Origin of the sequence: Bacteroides zhangwenhongii (assembly GCF_009193325.2) — a bacterium.
GTDB classification, from domain to species: Bacteria; Bacteroidota; Bacteroidia; order Bacteroidales; family Bacteroidaceae; genus Bacteroides; species Bacteroides zhangwenhongii.
The window spans coordinates 1,337,456-1,353,670 of record NZ_CP059856.1; the positions used below are offsets into that span (position 1 = coordinate 1,337,456).

The 16,215-nt window shown below is 48.2% G+C and carries 15 protein-coding genes; 8 read left to right on the plus strand and 7 right to left on the minus strand.

What is annotated here, in order from left to right:
• The first annotated feature begins 104 nt into the window (after positions 1-104).
• Positions 105-428 carry a DUF6922 domain-containing protein gene (locus GD630_RS05305; RefSeq protein ID WP_238482969.1) on the plus strand — a complete coding sequence of 108 codons (324 nt, stop codon included), beginning with the start codon at positions 105-107 and terminating at the stop codon, positions 426-428.
• Positions 383-1,021, plus strand: a complete 639-nt coding sequence (locus GD630_RS05310) for a nucleotidyl transferase AbiEii/AbiGii toxin family protein (protein WP_143864556.1) — start codon at positions 383-385, stop codon at positions 1,019-1,021. Before GD630_RS05305 ends, GD630_RS05310 begins: the two co-directional genes overlap by 46 nt.
• Before the next feature lie 53 nt (positions 1,022-1,074).
• Here GD630_RS05310 and GD630_RS05315 read toward each other — a convergent pair whose 3' ends face one another.
• The 7 genes from GD630_RS05315 to GD630_RS05345 form a co-directional block, all read right to left on the minus strand.
• Positions 1,075-2,193 carry a glycosyltransferase family 4 protein gene (locus tag GD630_RS05315; RefSeq protein WP_143864555.1) on the minus strand — a complete coding sequence of 373 codons (1,119 nt, stop codon included), beginning with the start codon at positions 2,191-2,193 and terminating at the stop codon, positions 1,075-1,077.
• Positions 2,194-2,217: 24 nt separating this feature from the next.
• Positions 2,218-3,417 carry a glycosyltransferase gene (locus tag GD630_RS05320; RefSeq protein ID WP_143864554.1) on the minus strand — a complete coding sequence of 400 codons (1,200 nt, stop codon included), beginning with the start codon at positions 3,415-3,417 and terminating at the stop codon, positions 2,218-2,220.
• Positions 3,404-4,348: a glycosyltransferase family 2 protein gene (locus GD630_RS05325; RefSeq protein ID WP_143864553.1), complete on the minus strand. Its 945-nt coding sequence runs from the start codon at positions 4,346-4,348 to the stop codon at positions 3,404-3,406. The genes GD630_RS05320 and GD630_RS05325 overlap by 14 nt, the downstream gene beginning before the upstream one ends.
• A gap of 3 nt (positions 4,349-4,351) precedes the next feature.
• The gene (locus tag GD630_RS05330) at positions 4,352-5,668 is read right to left on the minus strand and encodes an O-antigen ligase family protein (RefSeq protein ID WP_143864552.1); all 1,317 of its coding nucleotides are present in this window, start codon (positions 5,666-5,668) and stop codon (positions 4,352-4,354) included.
• Complete coding sequence (locus GD630_RS05335; RefSeq protein WP_143864551.1) at positions 5,658-7,883, minus strand: GumC family protein; 2,226 nt, start codon at positions 7,881-7,883, stop codon at positions 5,658-5,660. Before GD630_RS05335 ends, GD630_RS05330 begins: the two co-directional genes overlap by 11 nt.
• An 11-nt stretch (positions 7,884-7,894) precedes the next feature.
• Positions 7,895-8,641, minus strand: a complete 747-nt coding sequence (locus GD630_RS05340) for a TolC family protein (RefSeq protein WP_143864550.1) — start codon at positions 8,639-8,641, stop codon at positions 7,895-7,897.
• Positions 8,642-8,766: 125 nt separating this feature from the next.
• Positions 8,767-9,954 (minus strand): BamA/TamA family outer membrane protein, encoded by a 1,188-nt coding sequence (locus GD630_RS05345; protein WP_143864772.1) that lies wholly within the window; start codon positions 9,952-9,954, stop codon positions 8,767-8,769.
• A gap of 279 nt (positions 9,955-10,233) precedes the next feature.
• Between GD630_RS05345 and GD630_RS05350 the strand changes: the two genes are divergently transcribed.
• From GD630_RS05350 to nqrF, 6 genes are read left to right on the plus strand one after another with little or no spacing between them, the layout of a single operon-like run.
• Complete coding sequence (locus GD630_RS05350; RefSeq protein WP_143864549.1) at positions 10,234-11,583, plus strand: Na(+)-translocating NADH-quinone reductase subunit A; 1,350 nt, start codon at positions 10,234-10,236, stop codon at positions 11,581-11,583.
• A 55-nt stretch (positions 11,584-11,638) separates the two neighbouring features.
• Positions 11,639-12,811 (plus strand): NADH:ubiquinone reductase (Na(+)-transporting) subunit B, encoded by a 1,173-nt coding sequence (locus GD630_RS05355; protein ID WP_143864548.1) that lies wholly within the window; start codon positions 11,639-11,641, stop codon positions 12,809-12,811.
• Positions 12,812-12,824: 13 nt separating this feature from the next.
• Positions 12,825-13,499: a Na(+)-translocating NADH-quinone reductase subunit C gene (locus tag GD630_RS05360; protein ID WP_182505712.1), complete on the plus strand. Its 675-nt coding sequence runs from the start codon at positions 12,825-12,827 to the stop codon at positions 13,497-13,499.
• Positions 13,500-13,520: 21 nt separating this feature from the next.
• A complete protein-coding gene (locus GD630_RS05365) occupies positions 13,521-14,162 on the plus strand; it encodes an NADH:ubiquinone reductase (Na(+)-transporting) subunit D (protein ID WP_143864546.1) in 642 nt (213 codons plus the stop codon).
• 30 nt (positions 14,163-14,192) lie between these two features.
• The gene (nqrE, locus tag GD630_RS05370) at positions 14,193-14,819 is read left to right on the plus strand and encodes an NADH:ubiquinone reductase (Na(+)-transporting) subunit E (protein ID WP_005676340.1); all 627 of its coding nucleotides are present in this window, start codon (positions 14,193-14,195) and stop codon (positions 14,817-14,819) included.
• An 18-nt stretch (positions 14,820-14,837) separates the two neighbouring features.
• Positions 14,838-16,112 carry an NADH:ubiquinone reductase (Na(+)-transporting) subunit F gene (nqrF, locus tag GD630_RS05375; protein WP_143864545.1) on the plus strand — a complete coding sequence of 425 codons (1,275 nt, stop codon included), beginning with the start codon at positions 14,838-14,840 and terminating at the stop codon, positions 16,110-16,112.
• The last annotated feature ends 103 nt before the right edge of the window (positions 16,113-16,215 follow it).

Here is a 16,215-nt window from a genome sequence, read left to right on the forward strand (position 1 = left end):
GGTAGCTGAATACCGGTGTTGCAAGTCTTTTTATATATTTTCTTTTTCAAATGAGGAAAAGTGGAATTTTATTTGTTACTTTGTTGATAGGAAATCTAATTTTGATGAGGATGTTTTTCGACAATTATAAGCAACATACAGATGCGCAGATACGTCAGTCCCTATTTTGGGAGTATGATATGTCACGTTTTGATTGGGATAAGATGCGTACGCTGGTCGTTCAGCGGGTGATTGAACGGGGGCGGAAAGATGATTTCTTTGCCATCTTAAATAGGTACGGAGTGGAAGGAGTAAAGGAAAGTATCAAGGAAATTCCGACAATGAATGCGAAAGATATTTCTTTTGTCTGTGCTGTGTTTGACTTAAAAAAGGAGGATTTAAAATGTTACACAAAGAAACTGTCTCACCCTCAACATTGGAACTCTTGACAACGTTAATGAAAGACAGCCGACTCAAGCACTTTGTATTGGTGGGCGGAACTTCATTATCCTTGCAGCTGGGGCATCGTATAAGTGTTGATTTGGATTTGTTCTCAGATTTGTCGTTCGATGAATCCGAACTGTCTTCCTATTTGGTGGAAAATTATGATTTAGAGTTGGATTTTATTTCCAGAAGTACGCTGAAAGGGGAAATTAGAGGAGTCCAGATAGATTGTATTTCACACCAATATCCTTGGTTGTCTCCGTGTGTTGAGGAAGATGTTATCCGTTTGGCTTCTCCTGTCGATATTGCCGCTATGAAACTGAATGCTATTGCGGGCAACGGCACTCGTATAAAGGACTTTATCGATTTGGCCTACCTCTCCACTTTGCTTTCATTGAGAGAAATGCTGGAGGCCTATGAACATAAATATAAAGCAAATGTAATCATGCCTCTGAAGGCCCTTACCTATTGGGAAGATATTAATTTTGACGAGCCTATAAGAATGCTGGGCTCTGCACCTTTCAAATGGAAAAAGATAGAAAGAAGGTTGTTGCAAATGCAGAAATATCCACAAAAGAGATTCGATCTTTTCCCATAAATCAGAGCTTTGCCCAGCGATACGGTTATACGTGCTTTTCTAACGGCGACTTCCTATTCCGTCATATTCCTATAAATATCGAGCAATGCTTTTGCACTGTTCTTCCATGAGAACAGTTTGCTGCGCTCCACTCCGTAGTCCGCTTGTTGCCTGTAAAATTCCGCATCTTCTTCCAGTTGAAGAATCTTCGCCGTGATGTCCTCCGAACTGAACGGATCAGCCAGCAAAGCCCCTTCACCCGCTATTTCGGGCATTGCCGAAGTGTTTCCGGCAATGACAGGCGTACCGCAGGCCATTGCTTCGAGCATAGGGATACCGAAACTCTCGCGAAGAGAGGGATAAAGGAATGCGAATGCACCGCTATACAGTGCCGGAAGGTCGGTATTCGCAATATATCCGGGAAAACGGAGGTAGCCTTTGATGTCCGTAATCTTCTCTTCCCCCAGTATCCGGTCGATAGCGTCTTCCTTGAGGTCGGCTATGAGCAGCGGGAGCTTCTTCCGCGAACGTTTCAGATAGTCACTGTACGCTTTCAGCACTCGCGGCGTGTTCTTTTTCGGATCGGTATTTCCCAAGAAAAAGAGATATTCGTCCGCATCTATATACTTCCGGGTGATTTCCGGAGCTTTGGGCTGAAGATGGAAATGGCTGTTGAATCCGTTGTATACGGCAACCAACTGTTCGTCGGACAGGTGCAGCGCATCGAGGATACGCTGACGTTCAAACCGGGAAACTGTAATGATTTTCTTGCATTTGGGGAGTATGCGGGGCACTACCAGACGGCGGTAATGCCATCCCATCTCCTGATATAGCGACAGGCTGGACGATTGGCGTTTCTCCAGATAAATGATGTCGTGCAGCGTCAGCACCAACGGCACGGGACAGTTCAACGGAGCCGTATTGCTGGTACAATGCAACAAGTCGGGGCGGATGCGCTTCACCGCTCGCGGAAGAGCCACCTGTTCCCACAGCGGATAGGTAGGGCATTCCAGTTCGATGACGTGCACATTCTCCGAACTCTTCAGGCATTTGTCTTCACCGGGACTGACGAAAATGAAATACTCGTTTTCGTGATCCATCTTCTGTAACTCACGGACACTCTCAAGAGCGACAAAATCCATTCCATGTTTGTTGGGGCGGAAGATGCGCTGTGCTTCAATGGCTATTTTCATTGCTTCTTGTTTGGGATAATGTGTTTATGAATGAGAGTGATGTTCACCGTGCTCTGTATGGATGAACTTCTTATTTGCTCCTTTAAGTTTGAATAAATTGCCTATCATGGTGACAGCCAGCATAGGTATCTTCATGATGGCTTTCCCTACCTCTTTGGTAAATAGTTGCCCTCCCGGTACGGGTAGAATCATGGCGGAGACCTGTGCTACCGACAGAATCCACCATTTGATGGCCATCGTCCATTCATTTCCTCCATTGCGCAGGCTCATGACAAGACCGATAACGGTGAAAACGAAAGTCAGTCCGAACACTCCTGCCAGCTGTATCAGGCGGGGAGGCAGCATCCATTGGAATATCTTGTCGCAATAGTCTATATTGCCTTGCAGCAGGGCTTTCGGCAAGTGGGGCAACGAAGCGCGGAGTGCTCCGAACTGCGCCGCTATCCAACGTTTGCGCTGGTTGCTGATCGCTTCTTTTTTCTGTGTCTTTTCATCGAACACAGGGAGGTCGTTCAGATAGACTGTATGGATTCGCTGCTGCAACAGCATGGATTCCAGTTCTTTGTCTTCGCCTGCCGTTTGCAGGTATTGCACATTCTGTTGAAACCATTTTGCATCAAAGGCCATTCCCGAGCCGGATAACCCGGCGGAAAGTCCGAGCGCGTTGTGCCCGCTGCGGAAGAAGCCGTTGTTGATCTCTTCGCTCGCGCCGTCCAGAATGGAGATATCGGTATTCAGATTCTTACCTGTCCGGTGAGCCTGTATGGATCTTACGCCACTGTCGAACGCACGGTTGATGCAGGACAGGAATTCGGGGACGGTCACGTTGTCGGCGTCCATGATAACCACTATGTCGTAGAGATCGGTGTCGATGTTGTTCATGGCCATAGCCAGCGCTTTGGCTTTGGAGCTTTCCGTGTAATCCGCCATCAGTAGCCGGATGGGGAGCGTGCGTAAGGCTTCGTTCGTTTCCGGCTGTATCTGGTCGGAAATGACGACAAGGTCGAACAACTCCTTCGGATAGTCCTGCCCGAGAAAACTGCGGACCGAAGAGAGTATCACACGGTCTTCCTTGTAGGCGGGGAATAGCACGACAATGTGCCGGAGCGTACGGGCTTCGGGATATTGGGGAGCCCGGTAGAACTTGGAGGCGATGGCGTAAAGCAGCAAGTAGCATACGCATAGCGTGAGGGGGATGTAGAGAACCCAGTCAATGATGTTCATAGTATTCGTTTTTTTGTTCTTTTGTTTCTTTGTTGGCCGACGGAAGGATCAGTCCTGAATTGACGCCTTTGCAGACGGCCAGGAAGAGATCGAAGCGTCCTTTTAAAGCATAGAGCAGACCGTTCTTCAAGGCTGCTACAGTGCTTTGATAGAGCACGGAGCCCAGACGTGCGGCTCCCCTCAGGTTGCGGCGGGCGTAGAGCAGGCGGTTGCGGGTCAGGTAATAGGTACGCAGCTGGCTGAGTTGTCCGGTACTCTGGCTTTCTTTGTGGAAGACCGTGCAGCGGGGCTCGTACCATAGCTCGTAGCCGGCACGTGTCATGCTTGTGCTCCAGTCCAGCTCTTCGTAGTACAGGAAAAAGATCTCAGGCATCATCCCCGCTTTCCCGATCACCTCACGTTTTATCATCATGGCTGCGCCATGCAGGTAGGGAGTGGGGTGGGGAGTGTCGTATTTTCCGTCATCGGGACAGCCGAACCCCAACATATTGTTACGTAACGTGATTCGCGACAAGGGGGTGAAACCTGCGAACTGTATGTGCTGCGGCGGGAAAGCGAAACGTATTTTCGGCGATACGCCTCCGATTTCGGGACGGCTTTCCAGCCGTTCCACCAGGCAGGAGATTGCGTCTGACTCGATATAGGTGTCGTTGTTAATGAAGAAGAGGTATTTCCCTCTTGCCGCACGGATCCCGATGTTATTGCCGCCGGAGAATCCTCCGTTTATCTCGCTGCGGATGGCGATGACTGAGGGGTATAGTCTGGATATCTTGGCAGCCTCGTCCTCACGCGAGGCGTTGTCTACCACAATGATCTCGTAGGTTACGGAATGCAGTTTCTCCTGTAACGATTCTATCAGCTCGCAAGTGTCTTTGAAACCATTGTAGCAGATTGTGATAAATGATATGTCCGTCCGGTGGTTGTCTGTCATTTTTTATTCGTTTGGTCCTTTAATCAGGTGCAGTTCTTGTTTCTCACTTTCCTCTGGCTCCTCACTGATGTGTTTGTCTATATAAGGTGCGGCGAGGCAGAGGGCGAAGCCTGTGTATACAGTCAGTTGGTTGGGATATTGCATCACGTCGTTGACGTAGGCGGCAATGAAGAATCCCGCATTCATGCAAAGCCAGGCTGCTATCAGTCCCCGCAGGTTTTTGTTACGCACCTTGAACATCAGTATCCATGAGCACCAGGCGAAAAGGACACCGTGAATGGCGAGGTAGAGGATGAGACCGACTATGCCGGTTTCTACCCAGACGGCAATCAGCCACGAGTCGGGAGGGTAGGGCATTTGTTCTTTGGAGTTGAAGTTGCCGGCCTTGGACAGTCCTATCCCGTAGCCTATCGGTTTCCTTGCCATCAGTTCCTTCATCCGCTGGCGGTTTTCCACACGCACGAGGTAGGAGGCGTCTTCGGTGGGATGGAAGGAGGAACGCATCTTATAGATGTATTGGTTTCCGCTCCCGATATTGGTGTAATAGAAAAATACGAAAATGCTGATAGATATGAATATTCCCCCTAGTAACGCTTTCCAGTTTTTGGCTATGATAGTAATCATCAGCATGCCGCCCATAAGCACTCCCATAGCGGAACGGGTTCCGGAAATACCCATGCCGTAGATACCGCACAAGGCTGTAAAAAGGAAATAGATGCGCTTCCATCTGGAGTCGACAAAGAATGCGGAGATGGAGAAGGTGACGGCTGCCATCGCTGAGTGCACACCGTAGTTTGCCGCGTCCGAGAAGCAGGAGAAGTAACGTATGCCCGACCAGATGATGTGGGTGCGCGCGCCGCCGAGAGCGTACAGGAAGTAAAGGTCTTTGGCGCTGAAACCGTGGTTTTTCTGCCAGTATCCCTTGAGGGTGAAGATGATGACGAACACGGACCATACGATCAATAGCAGTTCTATGTCTTTCTTGGTACGTATGACGACCGGAACGACGAATGCGCATATCAGGGGAATGAGCACGTAGGGCGTGATGTTGATGTTCCATGCCTCCAACACGTTGTTGGGGTTCATTATCTCCATCAGATAATATAGCAGCCAGACGATGAACAGCCAGGTCATGAGGTTTTGCCCGCGCTTCCATTCGGTGGACTTGTCGTTGCTGAGCTGTATCAGGCAAATAACGGTGAGCAACAAGATGAGAACCATTGAGAACAGCCCTGTCTTGACGTTTACAAGCATACTTACCGCTATTAGCGCGAATTGTGCGGCAAGCAGGATATGGAAAGTAGTGTTCCTATTCGTCATCGTCCTCGTCTTCTGCTTCCTTTGCTTTTCTTCTGAGGTTGAATATGATCTTTTCTGTCAATGACAACTGGCTGAAATGATAGCTGATCCTGCGCAACAGGGTATATGGCGGCAACTGTCCGGTGAAGTCTTCGGCGGCTTCACGGCTGGCGTTGGTCAGGCAGATACGGAAAGGCACACTGCTCTTGCCCAACTGCAACATGAGCTGCTCGCATAGTTGCTTGTCTATCGTTTTCCATCCGCGATCGGCCGGAGTCACTAGTATGTTGGCGTTGGCGTCGTGCAACAGGGCACTCGATATGCTGCTCTTTGACAGAGGCGGATAGGCGACGATCAGCACGTCTTCTCCTTGCGGCGTATAGAAGTCCGTGACGCTCCTTGCAAGCAGGTATTGGGTGGACGCGGTATCGAAGTCTTTATCGTAGCAGATGAACTTCGTGTTCAGTTTGCGGCTTTGCATGAACCCGCAGATCAGTGTCCCGATTATGTCTTCTCCGGAATCCTCGCTGGTGCTGAACAGGTTGATGATGAACACGCCGGGGGATTTCCGCTTGGTCAGGAAGCGGAGCAGGGAGTTGGTCAGCTCCCTTACGGAAAGTTGTACGTACGTTTTGGTCAGTCCTCCGTAGCGGGCGGTCGAGAGGCTGGGAACGGCGCCTATCACCTTATATCCCGTCACCCGCAGGGTGCGGCTGGCGTCGCGCAGTGTTCTGTCAAGCAATTCTACCAATACCAGCAAAGCTATGATAATCACGAAGATGGCGACACAGGCGGCTATGACGATCTGTTTCCGGTTGGTTGAGTTGGCTCCGATCGGATAGGTTGGCTCATTGAGGACTTTCAGCGTGGCGGAGGTCATCTCCAGGTTCTTTTTCCTCAATAAAGCTTCGTTGTAACTTTGCAGGACGGTCAGGTAGCTGCGTTCCGTGAAGTTTATGCTACGTTCTTTCTGCTTGATGGTGGTACCTACAGGAGCGAAGAATACGTAACGGTTGTTCAAGTCGCGACGGGCGCTTTGTACGATTTTCAGTTCGGCTTTCGCCTTCTCGTAGAGCAATGTCTGTTCCAGCCATTGGTCGATGATATTGGTGCGCGACGCGCCTTCTTTGGTATATTTGTGACCTACGTATGAGGTAGTCAACTCGTTCAGTTCTTGTTTAAGCTCGTTCAACCGCTTTTTGTCTCCTTCCAGCGAATGGGGGTCTTTCTTGTTGGAATCGGTCATCGCTTCGGCTTCCGATATCTTGCCGGTGATGTTGGAGGCTTCGCGCAGCTTGTCTACGAACTCCATGTTTTTCAGTACCTGCTTGGCATTGCTGTCCATGTGTCTTTCCAACTCTTTGAGCATGGATGAGGTACTGTTGAACGCGAAAAGCGCATCTTGTTCTCTCAGCTCGTATTCCTTGCTGATGGCGGCTATTTCCTTAGTCTCGTCGAGGTAGTTGATAATGCGTTTTTGTACATTATACTTCGTCAGGTCTTCTTCTTCCGCTTTCAGTTGCTTTCCGATACGTTTCAGCTCTTCTTCGAAATACTTGATCACTTTGTCCGTCTCTCCGTAACGGATACGGCGGTATTCCTCGACAAACTCGTGCATCAGGATACTTACGGTGTTGTAGGCGATACCCGGATCACCGGAAGTATAGCTGATGTCCAGCAGGTCACTGGTGAGGCGGCGCTGTACCTTTACATTTTTCAGAGCACCGTAGCTGTAATAGGGATGGGAATAATAAAAGAGCCCGTAGATGTAATTGTCTCTATGCGGACGCATATATGCTTCCAGATTGGCTACTGTCTTGTCTTCGCTCGATTTGTCGATCAGTTTCAGTATCTCGTCTCCCGGAGGGCTGTTTTTCAGATGGTTGTATGTGTAGTTGTAGCTGGAAGGGGTGATTCCGTCGTTCTCTTTTTCCGGATTCCCTTTGATCAGTATGCGGGCGAACAATCGCAGGCTGACTCTTTTCAGCGTACTTTCGGCCTGCATGATACTGATGAGGTTGTCCATGGAGTTCTGCACGGTTGCCCAATCGGTGCGTTTGTCACTTTCGAGGTTGTAGCCCGAAGCGACTCCCGTGTAAAGGGTTGCTTTCACATCATACCCGCCTCGCATATGGCGTGTGTAATAAATGACCAGTAATGTGAAGAGAGTGGTCCCTATCAGTATCAGCCAACGATGCCGAAATAGGGTCCGTATGATGGAAATGATGAAATTCATATCTTAGTCTTTTATTTTCGTATAATGGGCGTGCGTGAAATAATTTCAAGTATCATGAGACTCTTGGTTAACTCGAACTTGCTCTTTTCGTATGCTTCACGGGCTTGCGACTGCCTTTCCTTGTCTGTCGCCAAGTCGGTGGATTCGATGGTTCCGTTAGCAAAATTCTTTTCGGAAATCTCATATTGCACGTTCGCCAGCACCAGACCCTCGCTTCGCATCTGAAGGACTTTCATCTGTGATGTAGCCATCGCGTACATCTCGATTATGTTCTTCTTGATCTCATCGTATTTGATTTCCCGCTCAAGCTCCGCGCTCTTCAGATTGAGCTTCTGACGACTGACACGCGCCTTGAGGTCAAACAGGTCGTCCAATGGGATGCTGACTCCCGCTCCTACCGTATATCCGTTCTGGGCTTGGGTGGAGTAGGTGGGGTATGGCTCTACGTAAACGTCTGTATAGGTGGATTCATTGCCGAAAGTACCGTATTGGTAGCTTCCCCGCAGACTGAAGAATCCGAGAAATGCACGCTTTTCTTTCGCCAGCAGTTTGCGCTCTACCGCCGCTTTGACATCTGCCATCTCATAGATGGGGTTGTCTTTGGCGTTCTCAAACAGGACGGAGAGTGGGGGAAGAGTGATATTGCTGTAATCTTCTTCGCTTAATTGAGTATAATCACTGACCTCTTGCGCAACGATCGGTGTGTTGGAGGTGAATAAAAGGAGTAATCCTAAACAGATATATATAATTCGTTTCATAAAATAACCCTGTTATTTGCTTCTGCTGTGTTCTGTTGTGACATAGCTTGCGCAAATATAAGGATTAATTTCATTTATGAACAGTCTTTTGTTGTCAATTTTGCATTCTTTCTTGTTAATTTGTGCTAGAAGGCTTCCGTCATGTTGAAATAGAACAAATTCTGCTTGTTCACCATGTCTCTTCCCAAGTCGAGACGTACGTTCATGCGGGGCTGGACTTCTATGCGCAGGCCGACTCCGAGATTAGGCAGGACGCCTTCTATCTTTCCCGGTGTGGGTCCCATGAATCCGCAGCCTCCCCAAGCCACATATCCTATGTGGTTCAACATCTTTTTGATCCATGTGCTTTTGTCTGTATTTATCATCTGGCGGTATTCAGCCATCATTACATGAGAGGACTTGTCGCGGAACTGTCCCATGTAATAGCCGCGAAGGTCGAAAGGGGTTCCGCTCAATACATATTTCGTCAAAGGGACGTCTCCGAATGCGTTTTTGCTCTGCACGGTCCAGGCGAGAACTTTCCGCTTTCCTACCGTTTTGTATTGACGGTAGTCTATCTCCAGACGGTAAAAATTATCGTCACCTCCGAAAGCTTTGCTGTACATCATCCCCCGAAAATCGAGGTAAGTGCCCCGATAGGCATTGGCAGGCACATCGCGTGTGTCGTAGGTCAGCAGGAATCCGAGTCCCGAACTGAAATTGGTGTATCCATGTTCCGTGCCGCCTGCCTCGATATACGACGGTTGCTCGACCATTCCCGCCGCCGGTTTGGTAATCTTGTCGTAGTTCAAGTCAACCTGGGGACCTGCGAAGAAATCGCTTTCCCCCAACCGGAACAGAAACCACGGATTCACCTGAATACCGCTATACCGGTATTCACTCGTATCTTCCCCTCGCGGATAGTCCTTGTTGGTGCCATATCCGATACCGTAGAAGTTTTCGATGGTGTTTTTGTAGGAGAAAGTGCCGAATATGCGGAAACGGTCGCCTTTGAAGAAGAGTTGCGGCTTTGTCATGAGATTGAGCCCTCCGTTGAATATCAACGCGATGGACATGGGTACGACGGAACGTCTCTGGGTGGTGTCGCTCGGATTCATCCGGAACGTCATCAACGCGCTACCGCCCACCAGAAAACCGAAATCGGGTGTGTAGCTGGGACCTCCCAGAATGTTGTAATGTAAATTCCGCTTCGCCACACGCTGGCGACGTAACTCGCGTTTGGTATCTTTTACCGTCCTTGTACTGTCTGTCTGAGCCAGCATGACACCGATGGGCAACAATGCCATCCATATACCTATTATATATTTCTTCATCTTGTAGAGCTTCGGCTGTTTCATATTCTTTCTTAATTTCAGGGTACAAAGAAAACGCTTTTATTCCGATTAGTTTTCATATTCATAGATAATAAATGTAAATTCGCTCTTTTTCTTTGCTTCTTTCTTTGGTTTCGGGAGAAAAGAAAGATGGGGTACGTGTGCGAACACGAAGATAATTACGGAAAAATCTCCGTAATTACTCCCTTTTTTCCTCCCGAATCCCAATCTTATTTATTACTTTTGCGGCAAATTTATGAAACCATTATTTTATATAGCATGGCAAATGTAATAAAGTTACGCAAAGGCCTTGACATAAACCTGAAAGGTAAAGCTGCTGAAACGTACACAACAGTGAAGGAGCCGGGTTTTTACGCCCTCGTGCCCGATGATTTTCCTGGTGTGACACCGAAGGTGGTCGTAAAGGAACAGGAATATGTGATGGCCGGTGGACCCTTGTTTATCGACAAGTATCATCCTGAAATTAAATTTGTTTCGCCCGTGAGCGGCGTAGTGACGAGTGTAGAGCGTGGAGCTCGTCGTAAGGTGTTGAACATCGTGGTAGAAGCTGCTACTGAGCAGGACTACGAGGAATTTGGCAAGAAGAATGTGGCAACGATGGATGCGGAGGCTGTAAAGAACGCTTTGCTGGAAGCCGGTCTTTTCGCATTTATCAGACAACGTCCTTATGACATTATCGCAGATCCGACGGTGACTCCGAAAGGTATCTTCGTTTCTGCTTTCGATACCAACCCGTTGGCACCCGATTTTGAGTTTGCGCTGAAAGGCGAAGAAGCAAATTTCCAGACAGGACTCGATGCGCTCGCCAAACTGGCAAAAACTTATCTGAGTATCAGTGTAAAACAGAATGCTGCCGCTCTGACGCAGGCCAAGAACGTTACAATCACCGCATTCGACGGACCGAACCCCGCCGGTAACGTGGGTGTTCAGATCAACCATCTCGACCCTGTCTCTAAGGGAGAAACGGTATGGACTATTGATCCGCAAGCTGTTATCTTCATCGGCCGTCTTTTCAATACCGGTCGTGTGGATTTCACCCGTACGGTGGCCGTGACAGGTTCCGAAGTGCTGAAACCTGCTTACTGCAAACTTCAGGTAGGGGCGCTGCTCACCAACGTGTTTGCCGGCAATGTCACTAAGGACAAGGACTTGCGCTATATCAGCGGTAATGTGCTGACTGGAAAGCAGGTGTCTCCGAACGGATTCCTGGGAGCGTTCCACAGCCAGTTGACGGTGATTCCCGAAGGGGATGATATTCATGAAATGCTCGGATGGATCATGCCGCGTTTCAATCAGTTCAGCGCCAACCGCTCATATTTCAGTTGGCTGATGGGCAAAAAGGAGTATACATTGGATGCCCGCGTGAAAGGTGGCGAACGCCACATGATCATGTCCGGTGAGTACGACAAGGTATTCCCGATGGATATCCTGCCCGAATATCTGATTAAGGCTATCATCGCCGGTGATATCGACCGTATGGAAGCGCTTGGTATCTACGAAGTCGCACCCGAAGATTTCGCTCTCTGCGAATTCGTCTGCTCTTCGAAGATGGAGCTGCAACGCATCGTTCGTGCCGGACTCGATATGCTGCGAGCTGAAATGGCATAATCGCCCGACTGTCGGCAAATAGTAAATTGTAAATAGTAAAATAGTAAATATATTAATGAAAGCGTTAAGAAATTATCTCGATAAGATAAAGCCGAACTTTGAAGAAGGCGGCAAATTCCACGCATTCCAGTCGGTGTTCGACGGCTTCGAAACATTCCTGTTCGTGCCCAGCAAGACTGCGAAAACGGGAACGCACATACACGACGCAATCGATAGCAAACGCATCATGTCGATTGTGGTTATTTCGTTGATACCGGCTCTCTTGTTCGGTATGTACAACGTAGGTTATCAGCATTTCACTCACACGGGCGCTACCGGTAGTTTCTTTGAGATGTTTATCTACGGATTCCTGGCAGTGTTGCCGAAAATTATCGTATCATACGTGGTAGGTCTGGGTATTGAGTTCGTTGTGGCTCAATGGAAGAAGGAGGAGATTCAGGAAGGATTCCTCGTTTCCGGTATCCTGATCCCGATGATCGTTCCGGTGGACTGTCCGCTGTGGATTCTTGCCGTAGCTACCGCATTCTCTGTGATCTTCGCAAAAGAGGTTTTCGGCGGTACAGGTATGAATATCTTTAATGTGGCATTGATCACTCGCGCATTCCTGTTCTTCGCATATCCGACCAAGATGTCCGGTGATGCCGTTTGGGTATCGGGCGACAGTATCTTCGGTTTGGGACAGACGGTGGACGGATTGACGGTTGCCACTCCGCTCGGTGTGGCCGCCACGACAGGCGCTGCTCCCGCGTTCAATATGGATATGGTGATCGGTCTGATTCCCGGTTCTATCGGCGAGACGAGCGTGATCGCTATCTTGATCGGCGCCGTTATCCTTCTGTGGACAGGCGTGGCAAGCTGGAAAACTATGATTTCCGTATTTGTAGGTGGCGCGTTCATGGCATGGGTATTCAACGCGATCGGCATGGAAGGCAATGCTATGGCAAATATGCCGTGGTACGAACATCTTGTGCTCGGCGGTTTCTGTTTCGGCGCCGTATTTATGGCTACCGACCCCGTAACGTCCGCACGTACTGAAAAAGGCAAGTATATCTTCGGATTCCTCATCGGTGTGATGGCTGTTGTCATCCGTGTGCTGAATCCGGGTTATCCGGAAGGTATGATGCTCGCCATCCTGTTGATGAACATCTTCGCTCCGTTGATCGACTACTGTGTGGTACAGGGCAATATCAGCCGTCGTGAAAAACGTGCTATCAAGTCTAACCAATAAATACCGAATGAAAATGAATACAAATAGTAACAGTTATACTATCATTTATGCTTCGGTAATGGTTATTATCGTTGCATTCCTTCTGGCATTCGTCAGCTCTTCGCTGAAAGCTACGCAAGACAAGAATGTACAGTTGGATACGAAGAAGCAGATTCTTGCCGCATTGAATATTAAGAATGTGGAGGATGCGGATGCTGAATATAAGAAATATGTGAAAGGCGATATGCTGATGAACGTTGACGGTACGTTGACTGAAAACACCGGAGACTTCGTTACGAACTACGAGAAAGAAGCAAAAGAGGAGAATCGTCTTCATGTGTTTGTCTGCGAAGTGGACGGACAGACGAAATATGTAGTTCCTGTTTACGGTGCAGGTCTTTGGGGTGCTATCTGGGGATATGTTGCACTGAATGAGGATAAGGATACTGTATACGGTACTTACTTCTCTCACGCGAGTGAGACTCCGGGTCTGGGCGCTGAGATCGCTACCGACTGGTTCCAACAATCGTTTGTCGGCAAAAAGACGCTGGAAAATGGTGCGGTCGCTTTGGGAGTCGTGAAACACGGCAAGGTAGAGAAAGCTGACTATCAGGTGGACGGTATCTCCGGTGGTACAATCACTTCGGTAGGTGTGGACACTATGCTGAAAGAGTGTTTGAAAGAGTACGTGAATTTTTTAACTAAATAATAAGGAGGAGAAAAATAGAATATGGGACAATTGTTTTCAAAGAAGAATAAAGAAGTATTCTCTGCTCCGTTGGGAATAGATAACCCGGTGACCGTACAGGTGCTCGGTATCTGTTCCGCACTTGCCGTTACCGCAAAACTGGAGCCTGCTATCGTGATGGGACTTTCGGTTACGGTTATTACAGCGTTTTCTAACGTGGTGATTTCATTGTTGCGCAAAACCATTCCTAACCGTATCCGTATCATCGTTCAGTTGGTTGTGGTAGCTGCGTTGGTGACTATCGTAAGTGAGGTTCTGAAAGCGTTTGCATACGATGTAAGCGTGCAGCTTTCTGTATATGTAGGTCTGATCATTACCAACTGTATCCTGATGGGACGCCTGGAAGCATTTGCCATGCAGAACGGTCCTTGGGAATCTTTCCTGGATGGTGTAGGTAACGGATTGGGTTACGCCAAGATTCTTGTTATCGTCGCGTTCTTCCGCGAACTGCTGGGTTCGGGAACATTGCTCGGTTTCAACATCTTGAACTACGAGCCTATTCAGAAAATCGGATACGTGAACAACGGTCTGATGTTGATGCCTCCGATGGCGCTGATTATCGTCGCTTGCGTTATCTGGTACCAACGTTCACGTCACAAAGAACTGCAGGAAGAAAGTAATTAATTCTTCATTCTTAATTCTTAATTAAAAGATATGGAACATTTATTAAGCTTATTCGTCCGCTCTATCTTTGTGGACAACATGATATTCGCGTTCTTCTTGGGTATGTGTTCATACCTGGCTGTATCGAAGAATGTGAAGACTGCCGTAGGACTGGGTATCGCCGTGACTTTCGTGTTGCTGGTGACGCTTCCGGTCAACTATCTGTTGCAGACTAAGGTGCTGGCTGCCAACGCTATCATCGAAGGTGTCGACCTTAGTTTCTTGAGTTTTATTCTTTTCATTGCCGTTATTGCCGGTATCGTGCAATTGGTGGAGATGGTGGTGGAACGTTTCAGCCCTTCGCTCTACGCTTCATTGGGTATCTTCCTTCCGCTGATTGCCGTTAACTGTGCTATCATGGGTGCTTCTCTGTTTATGCAACAACGTATCAACCTCGGTCCGAGCGATCCGAAATATATCGGTGACATCTGGGACGCTCTTTCATACGCGTTGGGTTCGGGTATCGGTTGGCTGCTGGCTATCGTTGGTCTGGCTGCTATCCGTGAGAAGATGGCTTACTCTGATGTGCCTGCTCCGTTGAAGGGTCTGGGTATCACATTTATCACAGTAGGTCTGATGGCAATCGCATTTATGTGTTTCTCTGGTTTGAACATCTAAAAAGAAAGGAATAAGACAATGGATATGAATTTAATATTAGCGAGCATTGGGGTATTCCTTGTGGTTATTCTCTTGCTTGTGGTTATCCTGTTGGTTGCCAAGAACTTCCTGGTGCCGTCAGGTGACGTGAAACTGACAATTAATGGCGAAAAGGAACTGGAAGTGGCTTCCGGCTCTACTTTGCTGAATACGCTGTCTGTGAATGGCATATTCCTGTCATCCGCTTGTGGTGGTAAGGGTTCTTGCGGACAGTGCAAATGCCAGGTGCTCGAAGGTGGTGGAGAGATCCTTCCTTCGGAAATTCCTCACTTCAGCCGCAAACAGCAGCAAGATCATTGGCGTCTGGGCTGCCAGGTGAAAGTGAAAGGGGATATGTCTATCAAGATTGATGAGTCTATACTTGGCGTAAAAGAGTGGGAGTGCGAGGTTATCTCCAACAAGAACGTGGCTACATTTATCAAAGAGTTTATCGTTGCTTTGCCTAAGGATGAACACATGGACTTTATTCCGGGTTCTTATGCGCAGATCAAGATTCCTAAATTCTCAATGGACTATGACAAGGATATTGATAAGAGTCTGATCGGTGACGAATACTTGCCTGCATGGGAGAAATTCGGTCTGATGGGATTGAAATGTAGAAATGACGAAGAGACGATTCGTGCCTATTCTATGGCGAACTATCCTGCCGAAGGTGACCGTATCATGTTGACAGTACGTATCGCTACTCCTCCGTTCAAACCGAAAGATCAGGGACCTGGATTTATGGATGTGATGCCGGGTATCGCTTCTTCTTATATCTTTACCCTGAAACCGGGTGACAAGGTAATCATGAGTGGTCCTTACGGAGACTTCCACCCGATCTTCAATTCCGACAAGGAAATGATGTGGATCGGTGGTGGTGCCGGTATGGCTCCGTTGCGTGCGCAAATCATGCACTTGACGAAGACGTTGCATACTACCGACCGCAAGATGTCTTACTTCTATGGTGCCCGTGCCTTGAACGAAGTGTTCTACTTGGAAGACTTCCTGCAAATCGAAAAGGATTTCCCGAACTTCTCATTCCATCTGGCACTTGACCGTCCGGATCCTGCTGCCGATGCCGCAGGTGTGAAGTATACTCCGGGATTCGTTCATAATGTGATTTATGAAACTTACTTGAAGAATCACGAAGCTCCTGAAGATATTGAATACTATATGTGTGGTCCTGGCCCGATGTCGAAAGCCGTTGAGAAAATGCTCGACGATCTCGGTGTTCCGGCACAGAACTTGATGTTCGATAACTTCGGAGGATAGTATTTCATAGAATCGGGTAGCTTTTTATATAAGTTATATAAGGGCTGCTTAGGATAGGGAAAGTTCGGAATCGGGCTTTCCCTATTTTTTTTAGCTAGAGAAG